This is a genomic window from Actinotignum urinale DSM 15805 (assembly GCF_000420445.1).
Classification (GTDB): domain Bacteria; phylum Actinomycetota; class Actinomycetes; order Actinomycetales; family Actinomycetaceae; genus Actinotignum; species Actinotignum urinale.
The window spans coordinates 127,889-143,374 of the sequence record NZ_ATUY01000002.1 but is presented as its reverse complement, the minus strand read 5'-3'; the positions used below and the strand labels follow the sequence as shown (position 1 = coordinate 143,374).

General features: G+C 51.4%; 17 protein-coding genes. 13 read left to right on the top strand and 4 right to left on the bottom strand.

Features of this window, described 5'->3' with window-relative positions; all coding sequences use genetic code 11:
- The first annotated feature begins 27 nt into the window (after positions 1–27).
- The 13 genes from G445_RS0102230 (at position 28) to G445_RS0102170 (ending at position 13,045) form a co-directional block, all read left to right on the top strand.
- The gene (locus tag G445_RS0102230; RefSeq protein ID WP_022865942.1) at positions 28–2,946 is read left to right on the top strand and encodes a phage tail tape measure protein; all 2,919 of its coding nucleotides are present in this window, start codon (positions 28–30) and stop codon (positions 2,944–2,946) included.
- Positions 2,943–3,680 carry a hypothetical protein gene (locus tag G445_RS0102225; protein WP_022865941.1) on the top strand — a complete coding sequence of 246 codons (738 nt, stop codon included), beginning with the start codon at positions 2,943–2,945 and terminating at the stop codon, positions 3,678–3,680. Before G445_RS0102230 ends, G445_RS0102225 begins: the two co-directional genes overlap by 4 nt.
- On the top strand, positions 3,681–5,669 hold the full coding sequence (locus G445_RS0102220; protein ID WP_022865940.1) for a phage tail protein: 1,989 nt from the start codon (positions 3,681–3,683) through the stop codon (positions 5,667–5,669).
- Positions 5,670–5,686: 17 nt separating this feature from the next.
- Positions 5,687–5,911 carry a hypothetical protein gene (locus tag G445_RS0102215; protein ID WP_022865939.1) on the top strand — a complete coding sequence of 75 codons (225 nt, stop codon included), beginning with the start codon at positions 5,687–5,689 and terminating at the stop codon, positions 5,909–5,911.
- Positions 5,908–6,159, top strand: a complete 252-nt coding sequence (locus G445_RS0102210; protein ID WP_022865938.1) for a hypothetical protein — start codon at positions 5,908–5,910, stop codon at positions 6,157–6,159. Before G445_RS0102215 ends, G445_RS0102210 begins: the two co-directional genes overlap by 4 nt.
- A complete protein-coding gene (locus G445_RS0102205; RefSeq protein WP_022865937.1) occupies positions 6,131–7,315 on the top strand; it encodes a hypothetical protein in 1,185 nt (394 codons plus the stop codon). Before G445_RS0102210 ends, G445_RS0102205 begins: the two co-directional genes overlap by 29 nt.
- An 11-nt stretch (positions 7,316–7,326) precedes the next feature.
- Positions 7,327–7,794 carry a phage holin family protein gene (locus G445_RS0102200; RefSeq protein WP_456151099.1) on the top strand — a complete coding sequence of 156 codons (468 nt, stop codon included), beginning with the start codon at positions 7,327–7,329 and terminating at the stop codon, positions 7,792–7,794.
- A gap of 19 nt (positions 7,795–7,813) precedes the next feature.
- On the top strand, positions 7,814–7,966 hold the full coding sequence (locus tag G445_RS11420) for a hypothetical protein (protein ID WP_022865935.1): 153 nt from the start codon (positions 7,814–7,816) through the stop codon (positions 7,964–7,966).
- 27 nt (positions 7,967–7,993) lie between these two features.
- Positions 7,994–8,908, top strand: coding sequence for a GH25 family lysozyme (locus G445_RS0102190; protein WP_022865934.1), 915 nt, complete (start codon positions 7,994–7,996; stop codon positions 8,906–8,908).
- Between the two features lie 182 nt (positions 8,909–9,090).
- Positions 9,091–9,498, top strand: a complete 408-nt coding sequence (locus G445_RS0102185; RefSeq protein WP_022865933.1) for a hypothetical protein — start codon at positions 9,091–9,093, stop codon at positions 9,496–9,498.
- A complete protein-coding gene (locus G445_RS11415; RefSeq protein WP_022865932.1) occupies positions 9,491–9,655 on the top strand; it encodes an SHOCT domain-containing protein in 165 nt (54 codons plus the stop codon). The genes G445_RS0102185 and G445_RS11415 overlap by 8 nt, the downstream gene beginning before the upstream one ends.
- A gap of 58 nt (positions 9,656–9,713) precedes the next feature.
- Positions 9,714–11,543, top strand: coding sequence for a recombinase family protein (locus G445_RS09250; RefSeq protein WP_022865931.1), 1,830 nt, complete (start codon positions 9,714–9,716; stop codon positions 11,541–11,543).
- Entirely contained in the window at positions 11,474–13,045 is a 1,572-nt protein-coding gene (locus G445_RS0102170; RefSeq protein ID WP_022865930.1) for a recombinase family protein, read from the top strand. The genes G445_RS09250 and G445_RS0102170 overlap by 70 nt, the downstream gene beginning before the upstream one ends.
- 53 nt (positions 13,046–13,098) lie before the next feature.
- On the opposite strand, the gene G445_RS0102165 is transcribed toward G445_RS0102170, so the two are convergent.
- From G445_RS0102165 to G445_RS12105, 4 genes are all read right to left on the bottom strand, one after another.
- On the bottom strand, positions 13,099–13,686 hold the full coding sequence (locus G445_RS0102165) for a TetR/AcrR family transcriptional regulator (RefSeq protein WP_022865929.1): 588 nt from the start codon (positions 13,684–13,686) through the stop codon (positions 13,099–13,101).
- On the bottom strand, positions 13,683–14,432 hold the full coding sequence (locus G445_RS0102160; protein ID WP_022865928.1) for an ABC transporter permease: 750 nt from the start codon (positions 14,430–14,432) through the stop codon (positions 13,683–13,685). Before G445_RS0102160 ends, G445_RS0102165 begins: the two co-directional genes overlap by 4 nt.
- Complete coding sequence (locus G445_RS0102155; protein ID WP_022865927.1) at positions 14,429–15,169, bottom strand: ABC transporter ATP-binding protein; 741 nt, start codon at positions 15,167–15,169, stop codon at positions 14,429–14,431. Before G445_RS0102155 ends, G445_RS0102160 begins: the two co-directional genes overlap by 4 nt.
- A gap of 128 nt (positions 15,170–15,297) precedes the next feature.
- Positions 15,298–15,486, bottom strand: a 189-nt coding sequence (locus G445_RS12105) for a hypothetical protein (RefSeq protein WP_211210496.1), incomplete at its 5' end; no start/stop codon positions are given.

Sequence of the window (15,486 nt, the reverse complement as noted above, 5' to 3'; positions counted from 1 at the left end):
TTTTTCATGCACCAGAAAGGAGGATGTATGGCTTCACGGATTAAGGGCATCACGGTTGAAATCGGTGGGGATACCACCGGTTTAGACAAAGCCTTAAAACAAGTCCAATCAACGCTTCGTGCCACGCAGTCTTCCCTTCGGGATGTGAACCGGCTGTTAAAGCTCGATCCGAAAAACACCGAGCTGTTGGCACAAAAGCAGCGTCTGTTGCAAGACGCGATCAAGAACACCAAAGACAAACTCGACACCTTAAAGACCGCTTCCGAACAAGCAAAGGCTCAGCTGGAATCAGGAACGCTTGGACAAGACAAATACGACGCTTTGCAGCGCGAGATCGCAGAAACCGAGCAGGCACTCAAACGCCTGCAGGCTGAGGCACTCAACACGAATACGGTCTTTTCAAAGATGGACGCTGTTGGTGCATCAATGAAAAAGACCGGGGATGCGATTGCGGGTGTGGGACAAAAGCTCATGCCTGTCTCACTTGCCACAGCCGGTCTAGGTACGCTCGCCATCAAGACCGCCGGGGATTTTGATCAGGCTATGAGCCAGGTCTCCGCCATCTCAGGTGCTACCGGCAGTGATTTGCAGGCTTTGCGGGATAAGGCGCGCCAGATGGGTGCGACCACTCGCTATTCGGCAACCGATGCAGCACAAGCCTTGGGATATATGGCACAAGCCGGCTGGACGACCGAGCAGATGCTTTCCGGCATCGATGGTGTGATGAACTTGGCGGCATCTTCCGGTGAAGATCTCGCCATGACCTCCGATATCGTGGTCGGCTCACTCAATGCGTTCGGGCTGAAAGCTCAGGATGCTGCGCACTTTGCTGACGTGTTGGCTACAGCCTCTGCTGCATCGAATACGGATGTGGCGATGATGGGTGAAACCTTTAAGTACTGTGCACCGGTTGCAGGAGCTTTGGGTTTTAAGGTCGAAGAAGCCGCCGAAGCGGTCGGTCTGATGTCGAATGCCGGTATCAAGTCCACACAGGCCGGTACCGCGCTTCGTACCATTTTTAACTCGCTGTCCAAAGATTTAGAAATCACCGGTGAGTCCATCGGAAAGGTCGTGGTGCAGACCACGAACGCGGATGGATCGATGCGTGGTCTCAATGAGATCCTCACCGATTGTCGTGCGGCGTTTGCCAATTTGACCGAGTCGGAAAAGGTCCATGCGGCAGAGCAGCTGGTCGGTAAAAACGCGATGAGCGGTTTTCTCGCGCTCATGAATGCGGCACCCGAAGACATCGACAATATGCGCGATGCGCTCAACAATGCGTCCGGTTCTGCCAAGCACATGGCAGAAGTCATGCAAGACAACCTGCCCGGACAAATCGAAGAGCTCAAATCCGCCCTTGAAGAACTCGCCATCTCGGTCGGTGATGCACTGATGCCGACGGTGCGCGAGATCGTGAAAAAAGTGCAAGACTTCGTCAACTGGCTCAATTCTTTAGATGAGTCCACTCGCGCCGTAATCATCAAAGTGGGACTGTTCGTCGCCGCTTTAGGGCCGGCCTTACTCCTCATCGGTAAGGTCATCTCGTCGGTTGGTGGCATGATCACCACGTTTTCAACCGTGGGCAAAGCCGTATCTACCTTTATGACCGATGTCGGTGGTATCTCCGGTATCTTCACCAAGCTGGGTGCAGCCATTGGCGGGATTTCTGCGCCCGTGGTGGCTGTCGTTGCTGTGGTGGGCACACTGGTTGCGGCCTTCGTGCATCTGTGGAACACCTCAGAAGATTTCCGCAACTCCATCACGCAGACGTGGAATCAGATCAAAGAAGCCTTTAGCAGTTTTGCAGATGGCGTGGTAGAGCGCATTAACGCGCTCGGGTTTGACTTCACCTCTTTTGGTGAGCTGGTCATCTCCATCTGGAATGGCTTCACCCAGCTGCTCGCACCGGTGTTCACCAATGCGTTCAACGCGATTGCGAGCGTGCTGCAAGGAGCCCTCACGGTCATTACCGGGATCTTGGATGTGTTCATTGGACTGTTTACCGGTAACTGGACCCAGCTGTGGGAAGGCATCAAAACCATCTTCAGTGGTATCTGGACAGCTATCACCGGCGTGTTCCAAGCCGCATGGGACATGATTGTTGGTGTGACCTCTACGGTTTTGTCGTGGTTCGGTACAACGTGGAGTGAGGTCTGGACGAGCATCAAGACCTTCTTTGAAAACACGTGGAACGCCATCACGAGCTTCTTTAGCGGTATCTGGGACGCGATCACCACAACGGTCACGGGCGCGGTCACGTCCGTGTCGACCACGGTTTCAACCGTGTTTAGTCAGATCAGCCAGACTGCCACGAACATCTGGAACGGTATCAAGAGTGCTATCACGAACGTGGTAAACGGCATCAAAAACACGGTCTCAAACGTGTTCAACAGTGTGAAGGACACCTTGAGTTCGGTCTTTAACTCGATCAAAAGCACCGCATCGAGCGTGTGGAATGGGATTAAGTCAGCGATTCTGTCTCCCATTGAGTCGGCGAAAAACACGATCAAAGGCATCGTGGATAAGATCAAAGGCTTCTTCTCTGGTCTTAAGATCAGCCTGCCCAAGATCAAGCTGCCGCACTTTCACATTTCGGGCGGCTTTTCGATTGTGCCACCGCGTGTACCGCACCTGTCTATTGAGTGGTACAAGGAAGGCGGTATCATGACCCGCCCGACACTCTTTGGCATGAACGGCACCTCTCTCATGGCAGGAGGTGAAGCCGGCCATGAAGCGATCCTGCCGCTACGTGAGTTCTACACCAAACTCGAAGGCATGCTCGCCGCACGGGACACCTCTGTGATGGAACAGTATCTGGCCGTGATTGCGGGCAATTCCGAAAAACAAATCGTACTCGATAGTAAAACGCTGGTCGGGGCGCTCACCGGCAAGCTCGACCAAGCCTTAGGCCGCCAAGCCGTAATGGCAAAAAGGAGGATCCGATGAATGTAAATGTTGGTTTTGGAGCCACAATCAATGGCAAACACACGTGGAAAGACTACCGGCTCGTGGTCTCAAACACCGATGTGGTGGGGATGCCTAAGCCTAAGACCCTCTTTGTGGATATTCCCGGATCCTCCAAACGGCTCGATCTCTCCGAAGCCCTCACCGGGCGGTGCGAATACAGTGAACGCACGTTATCTTTTGTGCTGGGTGGAATCGGGCCGATTGAAAACTGGGCAGCAAGGCTCACCGCGTTTGTGAACGAGATTCACGGCAAGCGCGTACAAGTCGTCATCGACCAAGAACCCGACTACTACTTTGAGGGCAGAGCCGAGGTCAAAGGTTTTGACCGCATCCGAGCACTGGGAAAAATCGAGCTCGAGATTGTCTGTGATGCCTACAAGTGGGAGGTTGTCTCCAGCAGCGCAGACTGGCTGTGGGATCCCTTTAACTTTGAAACCGGCATCATCCGCGAATACAAAAACCTAAAGGTCAACAACACCCTCGTACTCACCATTCCCGGCTCGCGCATCCCGGTCGTGCCGACCTTCATCCTCTCAAACGTACAAGCAGGAACAAGCAGTCCTTATGTCTATGTGGATGAATACCGAAAACGCTGGAATCTCAGTACCGGAAAAAACCGCTTTGCTGAACTCAGTATCCCACCAGAAGGTTTGCGACTGACGCTGTCAGGAACCTTCACGCTCACGATTGATATGAAAGGAGGATCGCTCTAAATGTTTCAAGTCTTCTACAACAACCAAACCCTCTACCAACCAGGAGACACCCAAGCGATCCTGCTTGAACCAACCTTACAGCTGGCCCTAAGTAAATCGGGTGCCTTCACTGCAAAGATCCCACCCACCAACCCGCTCTATGACAAGGTAAAAGAACTCACCGGTGAGATTCGAGTGGAACGAGATGGCAAAGCTCTTTTCCATGGGCGCATCCTCACCATAGAAATCGACTTTACAAAGAACAAGGAAATCACCTGTGAAGGCGAGCTATCCTTCTTGCTTGACACGGTGCAAGAACCAGCCGAGTTTCACGACATCAGCGTGCGCGCCTTCCTCGAAACCCTCATAGCCAAACACAACACCCAAGTCGGTGACAGTGGCGTGCAGTTCAAGATCGGGCAAGTCACGGTGCATGACCCGAACGATTCGCTCTATCGCTACACAAACTGGGAAACCACCCTTGAGGCAATCAATGACAAACTCGCCGATCGGCTCGGCGGATTTTTGCGGGTGCGCCGTGAAGGCAGCGTACGTTATTTGGACTATCTCGCTGCGTCTGATCACACAAGTGCGCAGGTGATCGAGTTCGGTGAAAATCTCCTCGACTACACCGAGAACCTGCACACCGAAAACCTCTGCACCCGCGTGATTCCGCTTGGTAAACGCCTTGAAACCTCAACGATTGCGGCACTCGAGGAATACACCACCATCAAAACCATCAACGGCGGCAAACCTTACGTGGAATCGGCCGAGGCTGTGAAAACCTATGGGGTGATTACCCGCACGGTGCGCTTTGATGACGTGACGATTCCGGCGAACCTGAAGAAAAAAGCCGAGAAGTATCTGAAAGACACCCAGTTTGCTGATGTCAGTCTCGAGCTATCTGCTGTTGATTTGCACCTGCTCGACCGCAACATCGAAGCCTTTAATCTCGGAGATGAGATTCGAGTGGTGTCCCCGCCACATGGGATGGACCGCCGCTTCACTTTATCGAAACTCACACTCGCCCTCGACCATCCAGAGTCATCTACCATTACGCTTGGCACGGATGTTAAGGCGGGGTTGAGTGAAAGGAGCGTCAGCGAAAACCGCGCTTTGGTGGAGCGTATTGAATCGCTGCCGAAGCAGTCAGAGACCTTGAAACTTGCCCGCGATAACGCGACCGCCTTGATTACGGCAGCCACTACCGGACATGTCGTTACTCGTGCCAATGAAATCCTCATCATGGATACCAAAGATACCAAGACCGCTCGTAAGGTCTGGCGATGGAATATGAACGGACTGGGATATTCCAAAACCGGCTACAACGGCACCTACGGTACCGCGATTACGATGGACGGAGCGATTGTCGCCGACTACATCACCACAGGCACACTGAAAGCCGACCTGATTCGTGCCGGCACCTTAAAAGACAAACAAGGCAACATCAGCTGGAACATGGCAACCGGAGACCTGAGCGCCAAACGCCTGTCAATTAACAGCCCGAACTTCACGCTGACAAGCAGTGGCTATCTCACCGCCAAATCCGCCACCATCACCGGCACCGTCACCACCGAAACGAGTGACACGAAAGTACGCATGGGCGGCGGCAACCTCTCCATCTACTACAACAACAAACAAGTCGGACTAGTCGGCGGAAACGGCTTTGCCAAATCCAACACCATCGCCGGACTCAACTTCGACCTCGACCCCGACGGTGACTACATGACCTGGGCCGTCCTCAAGCGTGGTGGCACGAGCTACGACATGGTCTGGACCTATGCCAGAAGCAGCTTCGGCGGTTTTAGCGCAGGCATGCTCAATGCCGGAGCAGACATCGACATGCGCTACCACAAACTCAGAAACGTGGTCTTCGAAGAAGGTGGACTCACCGGCACACTCAATTTTGTCAACATCGGCTCGGTGCAATCCGATGGACGAGTCGGCTCTTGGTACAACAACTGCTACATGCAGTTCAAAAACGGCCTGCTCATTGGCGGCAGATTCTAAAATAAAGGAGCATTCACATGGAACACGTAGAACCCAAACTTAGAAAACCTGAAATTATCCGCCCTCAAAAAGCGGACGAACAAAAACCCATCATCGAAAGCGATGAGGTCAAGATCGCGCTGGAAATCCTACTCGGCATCGATGAACACAAGGCCGCAGCCGACACCGATCTGGTGCGTGCGGCACGGCAGTTTCGAGACGTGCTCAATTTCCTCACGAAGATCTTCGGAGGTGCGCTATGACAGACAAAGACCTGCCCCTCATCTTGCGGGCAGAAAAAGCCAAAAACGAACTGCGCTATAGCGTGAACCAAACAGCCGGGAAATACGACCTTCCCGGCTTTTTCGTTGACCTCATCCTAGAAAGCGTCCTATCCGAGGAACGCGCGCAGCGCATCGCTCTCATGACCGAACAGATCACCCTCACCAACACCGACACTGATACCGGGAAGGAGGATACGCATGGCGAACGTGAAAACACACCTGAATAAAATCCTTTCAGCAATCTATGGCAAAGACGTAAGAGCGGCCATCCATGACTCCATTGATGCGATTAATACGCAAGTGGAAACCACCACCAAAGCCGAAGCCGATCGTGTGAAAGCCGAAAGCACCAGAGCATCGGCAGAAACCGCACGTACAAACGCAGAGTCTACCCGTGTGAGCCAAGAGAAAACGAGGAGCGAGCAAGAAACCAATCGTCGCAACATGGAAAGCAGCCGAGTCGAAGCAGAATCCAAGCGAGGTTCAGCTGAAACATCACGCGCAGCAGCAGAGAAAACTCGGGTCGAAGCAGAAAACACGCGCACTTCTCAGGAAACAAGCCGCAAAACCGCTGAAACGACCAGAGCATCAGCAGAAACCGCACGAGCCAGTGCGGAATCTCTGCGAGCAAGTGCTGAGGATGTCCGCACGAAAGCAGAAGCCGAACGCGTCAAAGCTGAGACAGCACGCGCCGAAGCAGAAAAACACCGTGAGTTTCGAGAAGATCAACGAAAACAAGAAGAGAAAAAACGGGATGGCGCAGAACGCGTACGCCGTATGACCATGAGCGAGCTTGAAGATAAAGAAGCCACTCGAGAAAAGAACGAAACAACACGCATCAGCGCAGAGCAAGAGCGCAAAACCTTTTATGCCACCATGCAGCAAGGCTTTAGCGACAAGCTCCAAGAGGTCAACCACTTTATGGAAAGTCATAAGCCAGTCGAAATTGACGAATTTCTCACGAAGCGCGGTGTTGCTGCGGATGCCAAAGCGACCGGGGATGCGTTGAAAATGCTTCTGGATAACCAGAAATCGGGTGGATTGCGTTTTGGTGAAATCAGTGCCGTTAAGCTACATCCTGCCTGGACTGCTCCGTGCGACGGATTCTTGCATATCTATTTCAACGCATCAGATGACGTAAGAAATATTTCACTGCGCTTAGAAATCACAAAAGAGACCACGCTGAGTAACGAAGACGAAGGTATGCGTACACTTTGGGCATACAGCCAGAAAGAAGGACAAAGCACCCAGATTGCCTTTGTCCCCGTGAAAAAGAGCTATGCCTATCGCTGCATCAACCCTCTCGGCACAACCCTCAAATCCTATTTCTATCCACTCCAAGTAAACCTGATCACCCCTGGCACAGAACCGCCCACAACCTAAACCCGCCACGCATGCATCTGCGTGGCATTTTCATGCTCAAAACAAGAAAGGAAGAACGCTTTATGAAAGAATTTTGGACCAGTATTCAACTCGTATTCACCGCTGTAGGAGGTTGGCTCGGCTACTATCTCGGTGGCTTTGACGGCCTGCTCTACGCCCTTGTTGCCTTTGTCGTCTGCGACTATATCACGGGCGTGATGGGAGCCGTCTCTGACAAAAAACTCTCCAGCGCCATCGGCTTTAAAGGCATCGCTCGAAAGATCCTCATCTTCATTCTGGTGGGTATCGGACACCTGCTGGACACCCACATCATCGGAAACGGATCCGTGCTGCGCACCGCCGTGATCTTTTTCTACCTGTCCAACGAAGGCTTGTCCCTAATCGAAAACGCCACCCATCTGGGACTGCCTGTACCCGAAAAACTCAAAGCAGTACTTGCGCAACTCCATCAGCGAGAGGATGCCCCAAACGGCAAATAAATCAAGGAGCACACGCCTTATGAATGCACCACCGGATTGGCTGCTCATCTTGTTATGCGTGATCGCTCTTGCCGGGCTCCTCACGCTGATTTTTCTCATCGTCACCACGCTCATGAAGGGTCTGGTGGCGTTTCTTTTAGTCATCTTCTACGTCCTGCTCTTGGCAGGATAAACCACAAATTTAAGGAGGAACATACTCATGGCAAAACGAGGAATCGACGTATCGGTGTGGCAAGAAAACATCGACTTTAACCGCGTCAAAGCAGACGGCATCCACTTCGTCATCATCCGAGCCGGCTACGGCTCAGCACTCTCTCAAAAGGATCGCTACTTTGAGCAAAACTACGCACGAGCCAAAGCAGCCGGGCTAGAAGTCGGCGCATACTGGTATTCATATGCGAAAAGCGCCGAGCAAGCACGCCAAGAAGCACGCATCTGCAAACAGGTACTGGCCGGCAAACAGTTCGAGTACCCAATCTACTTCGATCTGGAAGAACAATCCCAGCTCTCTAAGGGACGAGCCTTTTGTGACTCGCTCATCCGGGGCTTTTGTGACGAGATGGAAGCCGGTGGCTACTACGCAGGTTTTTACACCTCAGCTTCAGTCGCACAAAATATCGTCTCCCGTGCGCTTCGTGACCGCTACGCCTTTTGGTGTGCACAGTGGGCATCCGCCAACTCGCTCGCATCCACATCCGGCCTTTGGCAATACTCATCCAAAGGACGAGTCTCCGGTATCAACGGAAACGTGGACATGAACTACGGCTACGTAGACTACCCGTCCATCATCAAGAAAGGCGGCTTCAACGGCTACGGCAAAGGAAGTGCCACTACTGCAACAAAGTCTATCGACACCCTTGCTAGGGAAGTATTAGATGGCGCATGGGGAAACGGCCAAGACCGCAAGAACCGGCTCACGCAAGCCGGATACAACTACGATGCCGTTCAAGCACGCGTCAACGAACTGCTATCCAAACCGCAAAAAAGCATCGACGAACTCGCACGAGAAGTCATTAATGGCGATTGGGGAAACGGCCAAGACCGTAAAAACCGACTCACCCAAGCCGGATACAACTACGATGCCGTACAAACTCGCGTAAACCAACTCATCTAACGTTTAGCCCGTATCCTTATAAAAGCCCGCATCTGCCTTGATTGGTAGGTGCGGGCTCTTTTTTTGTTTTTGTTTCGTCCAAAACGGCTTCAAGTCTTCAGGGAGTGGTGGAGGAACCAGACCATCCACTTTTTAACGACGGGTTTGTGCACCTCCGAGAACTGTTAAGGAGGTCAAAGTCCATGATGAACCAAAGTCAAAAGGATGCCATCCGTTCACTTCGCAGTGCGGGCTGGAGCTTTCAGGCAATCGCTGCGCACTGCAAGCTGGCAAAAAGCACGGTGGCTAGTTTCTGTAAGCGAGAACAAATCACACCGGATACCGAGAGCCAAGCATCTGTTTCCACACGCTGCGCTCAGTGCGGAAAAGAACTCACCCCGGATACGCAGGGTAAGAAGCGGTTTTGCTCAGAGAAGTGCCGTCTATCGTGGTGGAAAGCTCACCCTGAGCAACTGAAGCGCAAAGCTTTCTACAGCGGAATCTGTGCGCATTGCGGTGAGTCTTTTCAGGCATACGGAAACAACAACCGCAAGTACTGCTCGCACGCCTGTTATATCGCAGATCGGTTTGGAGGTGAACGCCGTGAGTGACGAAACTTTCCGCTCAGAGCTGTCGTTTCACCTTGCCCTCTCAATAGCGAAAACACTGCTTGATAAAGGCGTGATTGACAAGCGCGAATACCTGGCATTTCGCAAGGCTCTCTTGGAGAAATACCAGCCTGTTTTCGGCGAGCTTTTAAGCCGATAAAGCTTGCTATTAGAGGGCTTTAGAGTGATGTATAGACACAGAAAGGAGGAGATATTTTATGGCAGAAATTACCAAAATTGAAGCGTTCAAACCCCAGCTCGCACCGAAGAAACGAGTGGCTGGGTACGCGCGCGTATCTTTGGAAAAAGGACGCACCTTCCATTCTTTGTCTGCTCAGGTGTCTTACTACAACAAGCTCATTCAAGGCAATCCTGACTGGGTCTATGCCGGCGTCTATTCCGATAGTGGAATCTCGGGCACAAGCAAGAACAGACCCGGATTTCAACAACTCTTGACAGACTGTCGCGACGGCAAAATCGATGTCGTCCTCACCAAATCCGTGAGCCGTTTTGCTCGCAACACGGTCGATCTTTTGGATGTGGTGCGTGAGCTCAAAAGCATCGGGGTGGAGGTGCGTTTTGAAAAAGAACGCATCCATTCGCTGAGCGAAGACGGCGAGCTGATGCTGACCTTGCTTGCGTCGTTTGCCGAAGAAGAGATTAGAAGCATTTCTAAAAATGCCAGATGGTCTGTGCAAAAACGCTTTGAACAAGGCATCCCCAACGGACGCTTTCGCATCACCGGCTACGACTGGGAGGGTGACCGGCTGGTCATCAACGAAGAAGAAGCCGAGATTGTTCGAACCATTTATCGCCGCTATCTGGAGGGTGCTTCGCGCGTGCAAATCGCCAAGGAGCTTAACAGCGAAGGCATCACCACCATCAACGGAAAGAAGTGGTCAGATTCCAACGTAAAATCGATCCTGCGAAACATCACCTTCTCAGGAGACCTGCTTCTCAACAAAGAGTACGTCGCAGACCCGATCACGCATGAGCGCAAGGTCAACAAAGGGGAACGTCCTCAATACCTGGTGGAAAATCATCACGAACCGCTGATCTCCAAAGAGGACTGGAACGCAGTGCAAGCCGAAATGAAACGACGAAAGCTCGCAGGCCCTCTTGGCAACCCAGCTATTCCCACGACCTGCTTTACCAGCAAAATCAAATGTTCCAAGTGCGGATACAATTATCGTCGCCACGTCTCACGCCGCAAAAACGATGACTATCCCTTTTGGGGATGCTACGGCAAAGACAAAAACGGCACGATCTTTTGCGATACCGGCAACATCCCTGAAGAAGCCCTGCAGGATGCCGTCTGCGAGGTGCTGGGGCTTGAGACCTTCGACTCTGATGCGGTCACTACTCAAATCGACACCATCACAGCCGGTGAGAACCGAGAACTGGTATTTCGCCTCATGGATGGACGTGAGGTTCAAACCATATGGCACTACGAAAAGAATGCACGCAAGGCGTACTGGACAAAAGAGGTTCGTGAGAAAGTAAGCCAAGAGCGCAGGAATAAGCATCAGCACAAACTAAAAAATGCAGCCACCGCCTTTACCGGAATGATCCGATGCGGAAACTGCGGTCAATCATTCTCATCTACAAAAAGAACCTTTAAGGATGGAACGAAGACCTGCTACCTCTCGTGTAGATCACCGCTCCATATTTGTCCGAGCAATGCCATTCAGGAAGCTACACTGAAAGCTCTGGTGTGCGACGTGCTCGAGCTGGAGGTCTTTGACGAAGCACAAATGGATGCGGCAATTGACTACATCGAGATTGCAAAACCAACCGCCACCTTTCACTTCTTTGACGGGCGCATCGAAAAGCGCACCTACCACGAGAAAAAGAAATCCTATCCGTGCACGCCTGAGCAAAAAGAAGCCATGTCGGCATTCATGAAAACCTACTGGGACGATCCCGAGAAACGCAAACAAGTCAGCCTATTTTTCAAACGCTTGAGAAAGGAGAAAACATGGTCAAGCAGGTCACGACAATCCCGGCCAAAATCAAGCCCTTCACCAAGTCACCCATCAACGCCGTAAAACGACGCAAGGTCGCCGCCTACGCACGCGTGTCTACGGACTCTGACGAGCAGTACACCAGCTATGAAGCGCAAGTCGACTACTACCAAAACTACATCCAATCCAGAGAGGACTGGGAGTTTGTCGGCATCTACACCGACGAGGGCATCACCGGTACGAACACCAAACGCCGCGAAGGCTTCAAGCGCATGATCGCTGATGCTCTCGACGGCAAAATAGACCTGATTGTCACTAAGTCTGTGTCGCGTTTCGCACGCAATACCGTTGACAGTCTCACTACCATCCGTCAGCTCAAAGAAAGAGGATGCGAGTGCTTCTTCGAGAAAGAAAATATCTGGACGTTTGACTCTAAAGGCGAACTGCTCATCACCATCATGAGCAGCCTTGCCCAAGAAGAATCTCGGTCCATCTCGGAAAACTGCACATGGGGACAGCGTAAACGCTTCGCAGACGGAAAAGTCACCGTTCCCTTTCGGCGATTCCTCGGATACGACCGAGGACCCAAAGGCGAACTTGTCGTCAACAAAGAACAAGCCGAGATCGTCAAACGCATCTATGCGCTCTACCTTGAAGGTAAAGGCTTCTACCGCATTGCTACCATCCTCAACGAAGAGGGCATCCGTACAGCCACTGGTAAAGCCAACTGGCATCAAGGCTCTATCAAGTCCATCCTCACTAATGAGAAATACAAAGGCGACGCGCTCTTACAAAAGTCTTTTACCGTGAACTTCCTGACCAAAGAGAAGAAAATTAACGAAGGCGAAATTCCGCAATACTATGTGAAAAACAACCACGAAGCCATCATTGATCCTGAGGTCTGGGACGAGGTTCAGCGCCAAATCGAGCTGCGCCAAAGCTATGGACGCAAAAACCGAACCAAGCTCTTCTCCTGCAAAATTCGCTGCGGTAACTGTGGTGGATTCTACGGAGCAGTAACTTGGCATGCAGGAAGCAAATACGAAAAGGACTATTGGCAATGCCTGAATAAATATCAAGGCAAAAGACTCGGCTGTAAAACCCCACATGTCTCTGACGAGCAACTCAAGGCCATCGTTGTAAACGTCATCAACCGAGTGCTTGAAAACAAAAACGAGATCACCAGTCACTTCAGGGAGGTGGGCGACACACTATTCGACATCGATAAAGCACGAGCTGATCTGGCAAAAGCTCAAGGTGAACTACAGGTCACCGAAACCCTCCTGAAAGATCTTATCGAATCCAACGCACGCATCAGCCAAGACCAAGACGCCTACGAGACCCGCTACCAACAACTGGCCGCCACCTACGAAACCCAAGAGCGCGAAGCCAAAAAGGCAGAACAGCAACTCCTAGAGCTAGAGCACAAACGTTACCAAGTCGAGTCCTTCCTTAAACGGCTGGAGCAACAAGACCACCTGCTCACCGAGTTCGACCCCACACTCTTCTACGCGCTAGTCGAACACATCACCGTGCACGCCAAGGATGACATCCGCGTGATGTTTAAAAACGGGATGGAAATCTAAAACCAAAATCCGAAACGAACGAAGCCGGCTGCACGTAAGCGGTCGGCTTTGGTTTATTTCCAGCCCAGTGGTCCGGTCAGATAGTTTTGCAGGACAGGAGCAATAATTTGAACGGCTTGTTCGGCATTCAACTCAGCAATGCTTTCTACCTCAATGAAATATCGGGCAAGAATAAAACCGAGCATCTGAGAGAAACACAACCCTACTCTTAGCCGTATTTCTTCAGGGGAGAATCCGGACTTTTGCGAAATGATTTCCTCAAATCTTGGGAAAAGCACGCGATAGATTGCGTGAGGGTTTTCTGCCAGCGTTCTTCTCAGGAGCGCCATGAGCGGTTTTGCCTGAGGGGATGACCACAGCTCAATGCCGTAACGAATAATCGCTTCTCCCAAGTGTTCCAGCGGGATTTGTGCCATCTGTTTGCTGAGGTTTTCTGTCTGGATCCCGTTTTCAACAATGGCCGCAAACAGCCCTTCTTTCGAGCCAAAGTAGCGATGAATCATCGCTGCATCAATACCGGCTTCAGCGGCAATACTGCGGGTAGTCACTTGTTCGTAGGGATACTTGGCAAATTGCTGCTGTGCCACCTGAAGAATGCGATCTTTAGTTTGCTCGCCTTTGGTTTTCTTGCGCATGCTCATCGGGTGGCTCGTTTCATCATTGCTCCAGCTAATCCCAAAAACAACAGGGCAACAGCGAAAAGCAATACGAATCGCAGTCCGTCATCTTGGGTGAGCTCGCTTGCGGTGGTGATTGACTTAGCAATGTCAACTGCCCAGCTCATTGGCAATATAGCCGAGATTTTTTCCAAAATATCTGGCATGTTCTCACGGGGAACAAGCAGGCCACACAAGATAAACTGGGGCAGAATAAAAGCCGGCATGAACTGTACTGCCTGAAATTCTGTTTTTGCGAAAGCGCTGGCTGCTAATCCTAAAGACACACCCACGATTCCGGTTAAGATTGCCAAACAAATAAGGGAGACGACACTTCCTTCAACCTCAACACCAAACCCGTAGCGAACAAGACAGGTCAGTGCAGTTCCCTGTATTGCAGCCAGAACCACAAAGACCAAACCATAAGCAAGCACCAATGACAGCTTCGAGGTCGGGGTTGTCAAGATTCGCTCCAACGTGCCACTCTTTCGCTCCCGAAGCATGGAAACCGATGTGACGATAAACATCAAAAACATCGGGATAATCGCAATGAGAAGCGGACTCATCGACGCAAAAAGAGCGGTTCGGCCGGGCGGTGTGGGTACATCCACATACGCATAGTAAATAAGCGTGATAAGCACGAGCGGTACACCCAGAATAAGAAAGACCGTTCTGGGATCTGCTTTGAGCTGCATGAGAATTCTGCGAACGGACGCCAGAGTGCGCATCATTCCACCTCCTTTTCGATAAGAGCAACAAATGCTTCCTCTGCAGTATCAGTTTTTGTTTGCTCACGCAGTGCCTTGATACTGTCATGAGCCAAAACACGACCATCTCGCATAAGAAGCACCGAATCGCAACGCTCCGCTTCATCCATGACGTGACTGGACACAATCAAGGTAACACCTTGTTCAGCCAGATTATGAAAGGTAGCCCATAAATCATTCCTGGTTAAAGGATCAAGCCCCACCGTTGGCTCATCTAGCACCAACACTTTCGGATCCGCAACCAACGCACAAGCTAAAGAAGTGCGCGAAGCCTGACCGCCAGACAACTGCGAAACCAGAGATGACGAGTATTCTTGCAACCCGACTATCTCTATAGCTCGCAAAACAGCATCGCGGTCTTTGCGATATAGTTTGGCAAAATAACGTACGTTTTCATACACGGACACATCCGCATACACCGAGAGAGACTGTGACGTGTAGGCGACTTCTTGACGAAGCTGCGCACTTCCGGCGGCTTTTCCCAAGACCATGATTGAGCCCGACGTAATCTTTTGCACACCAACAATCGCGCGCATGAGCGTCGTCTTGCCACACCCCGAAGGACCGATAAGACCGAGAATCTGTCCACGCGCCACAGAGAAAGATAGATTCTTCAAGATCGGTTTTCGCCCACGAACCACGCAGAGATCCTCAACCCTAAGTGCAGGTTCTGTAATATCTAAGCTGGATTTTCTTGGCATAATGACACCACCCTTCTAAAAGTCATCACCTGATGACTTAATTATACCCAAAGATTGAGCGGAGAAAACAGGCTAAAGCGCGTGAATCCAACAGTGATGCGTCAGCGCTTGTTCCGTGTCATATTGAGTTACACCAGCTCTTTTCCCATTTTCGTACGGCGCTCAAGATTTTCGTACGGCAGCCGGCAGGCGTTAAATTGTATGGTTAACAGTATGAAAATAGAGAAGGCATGTCCACACTCTATACAATCTAACGCCAGTTCAGAAATGTGCTTCGAGGGCGAAAACATCCTGTTATCAAGGGATTTAGCCGCATG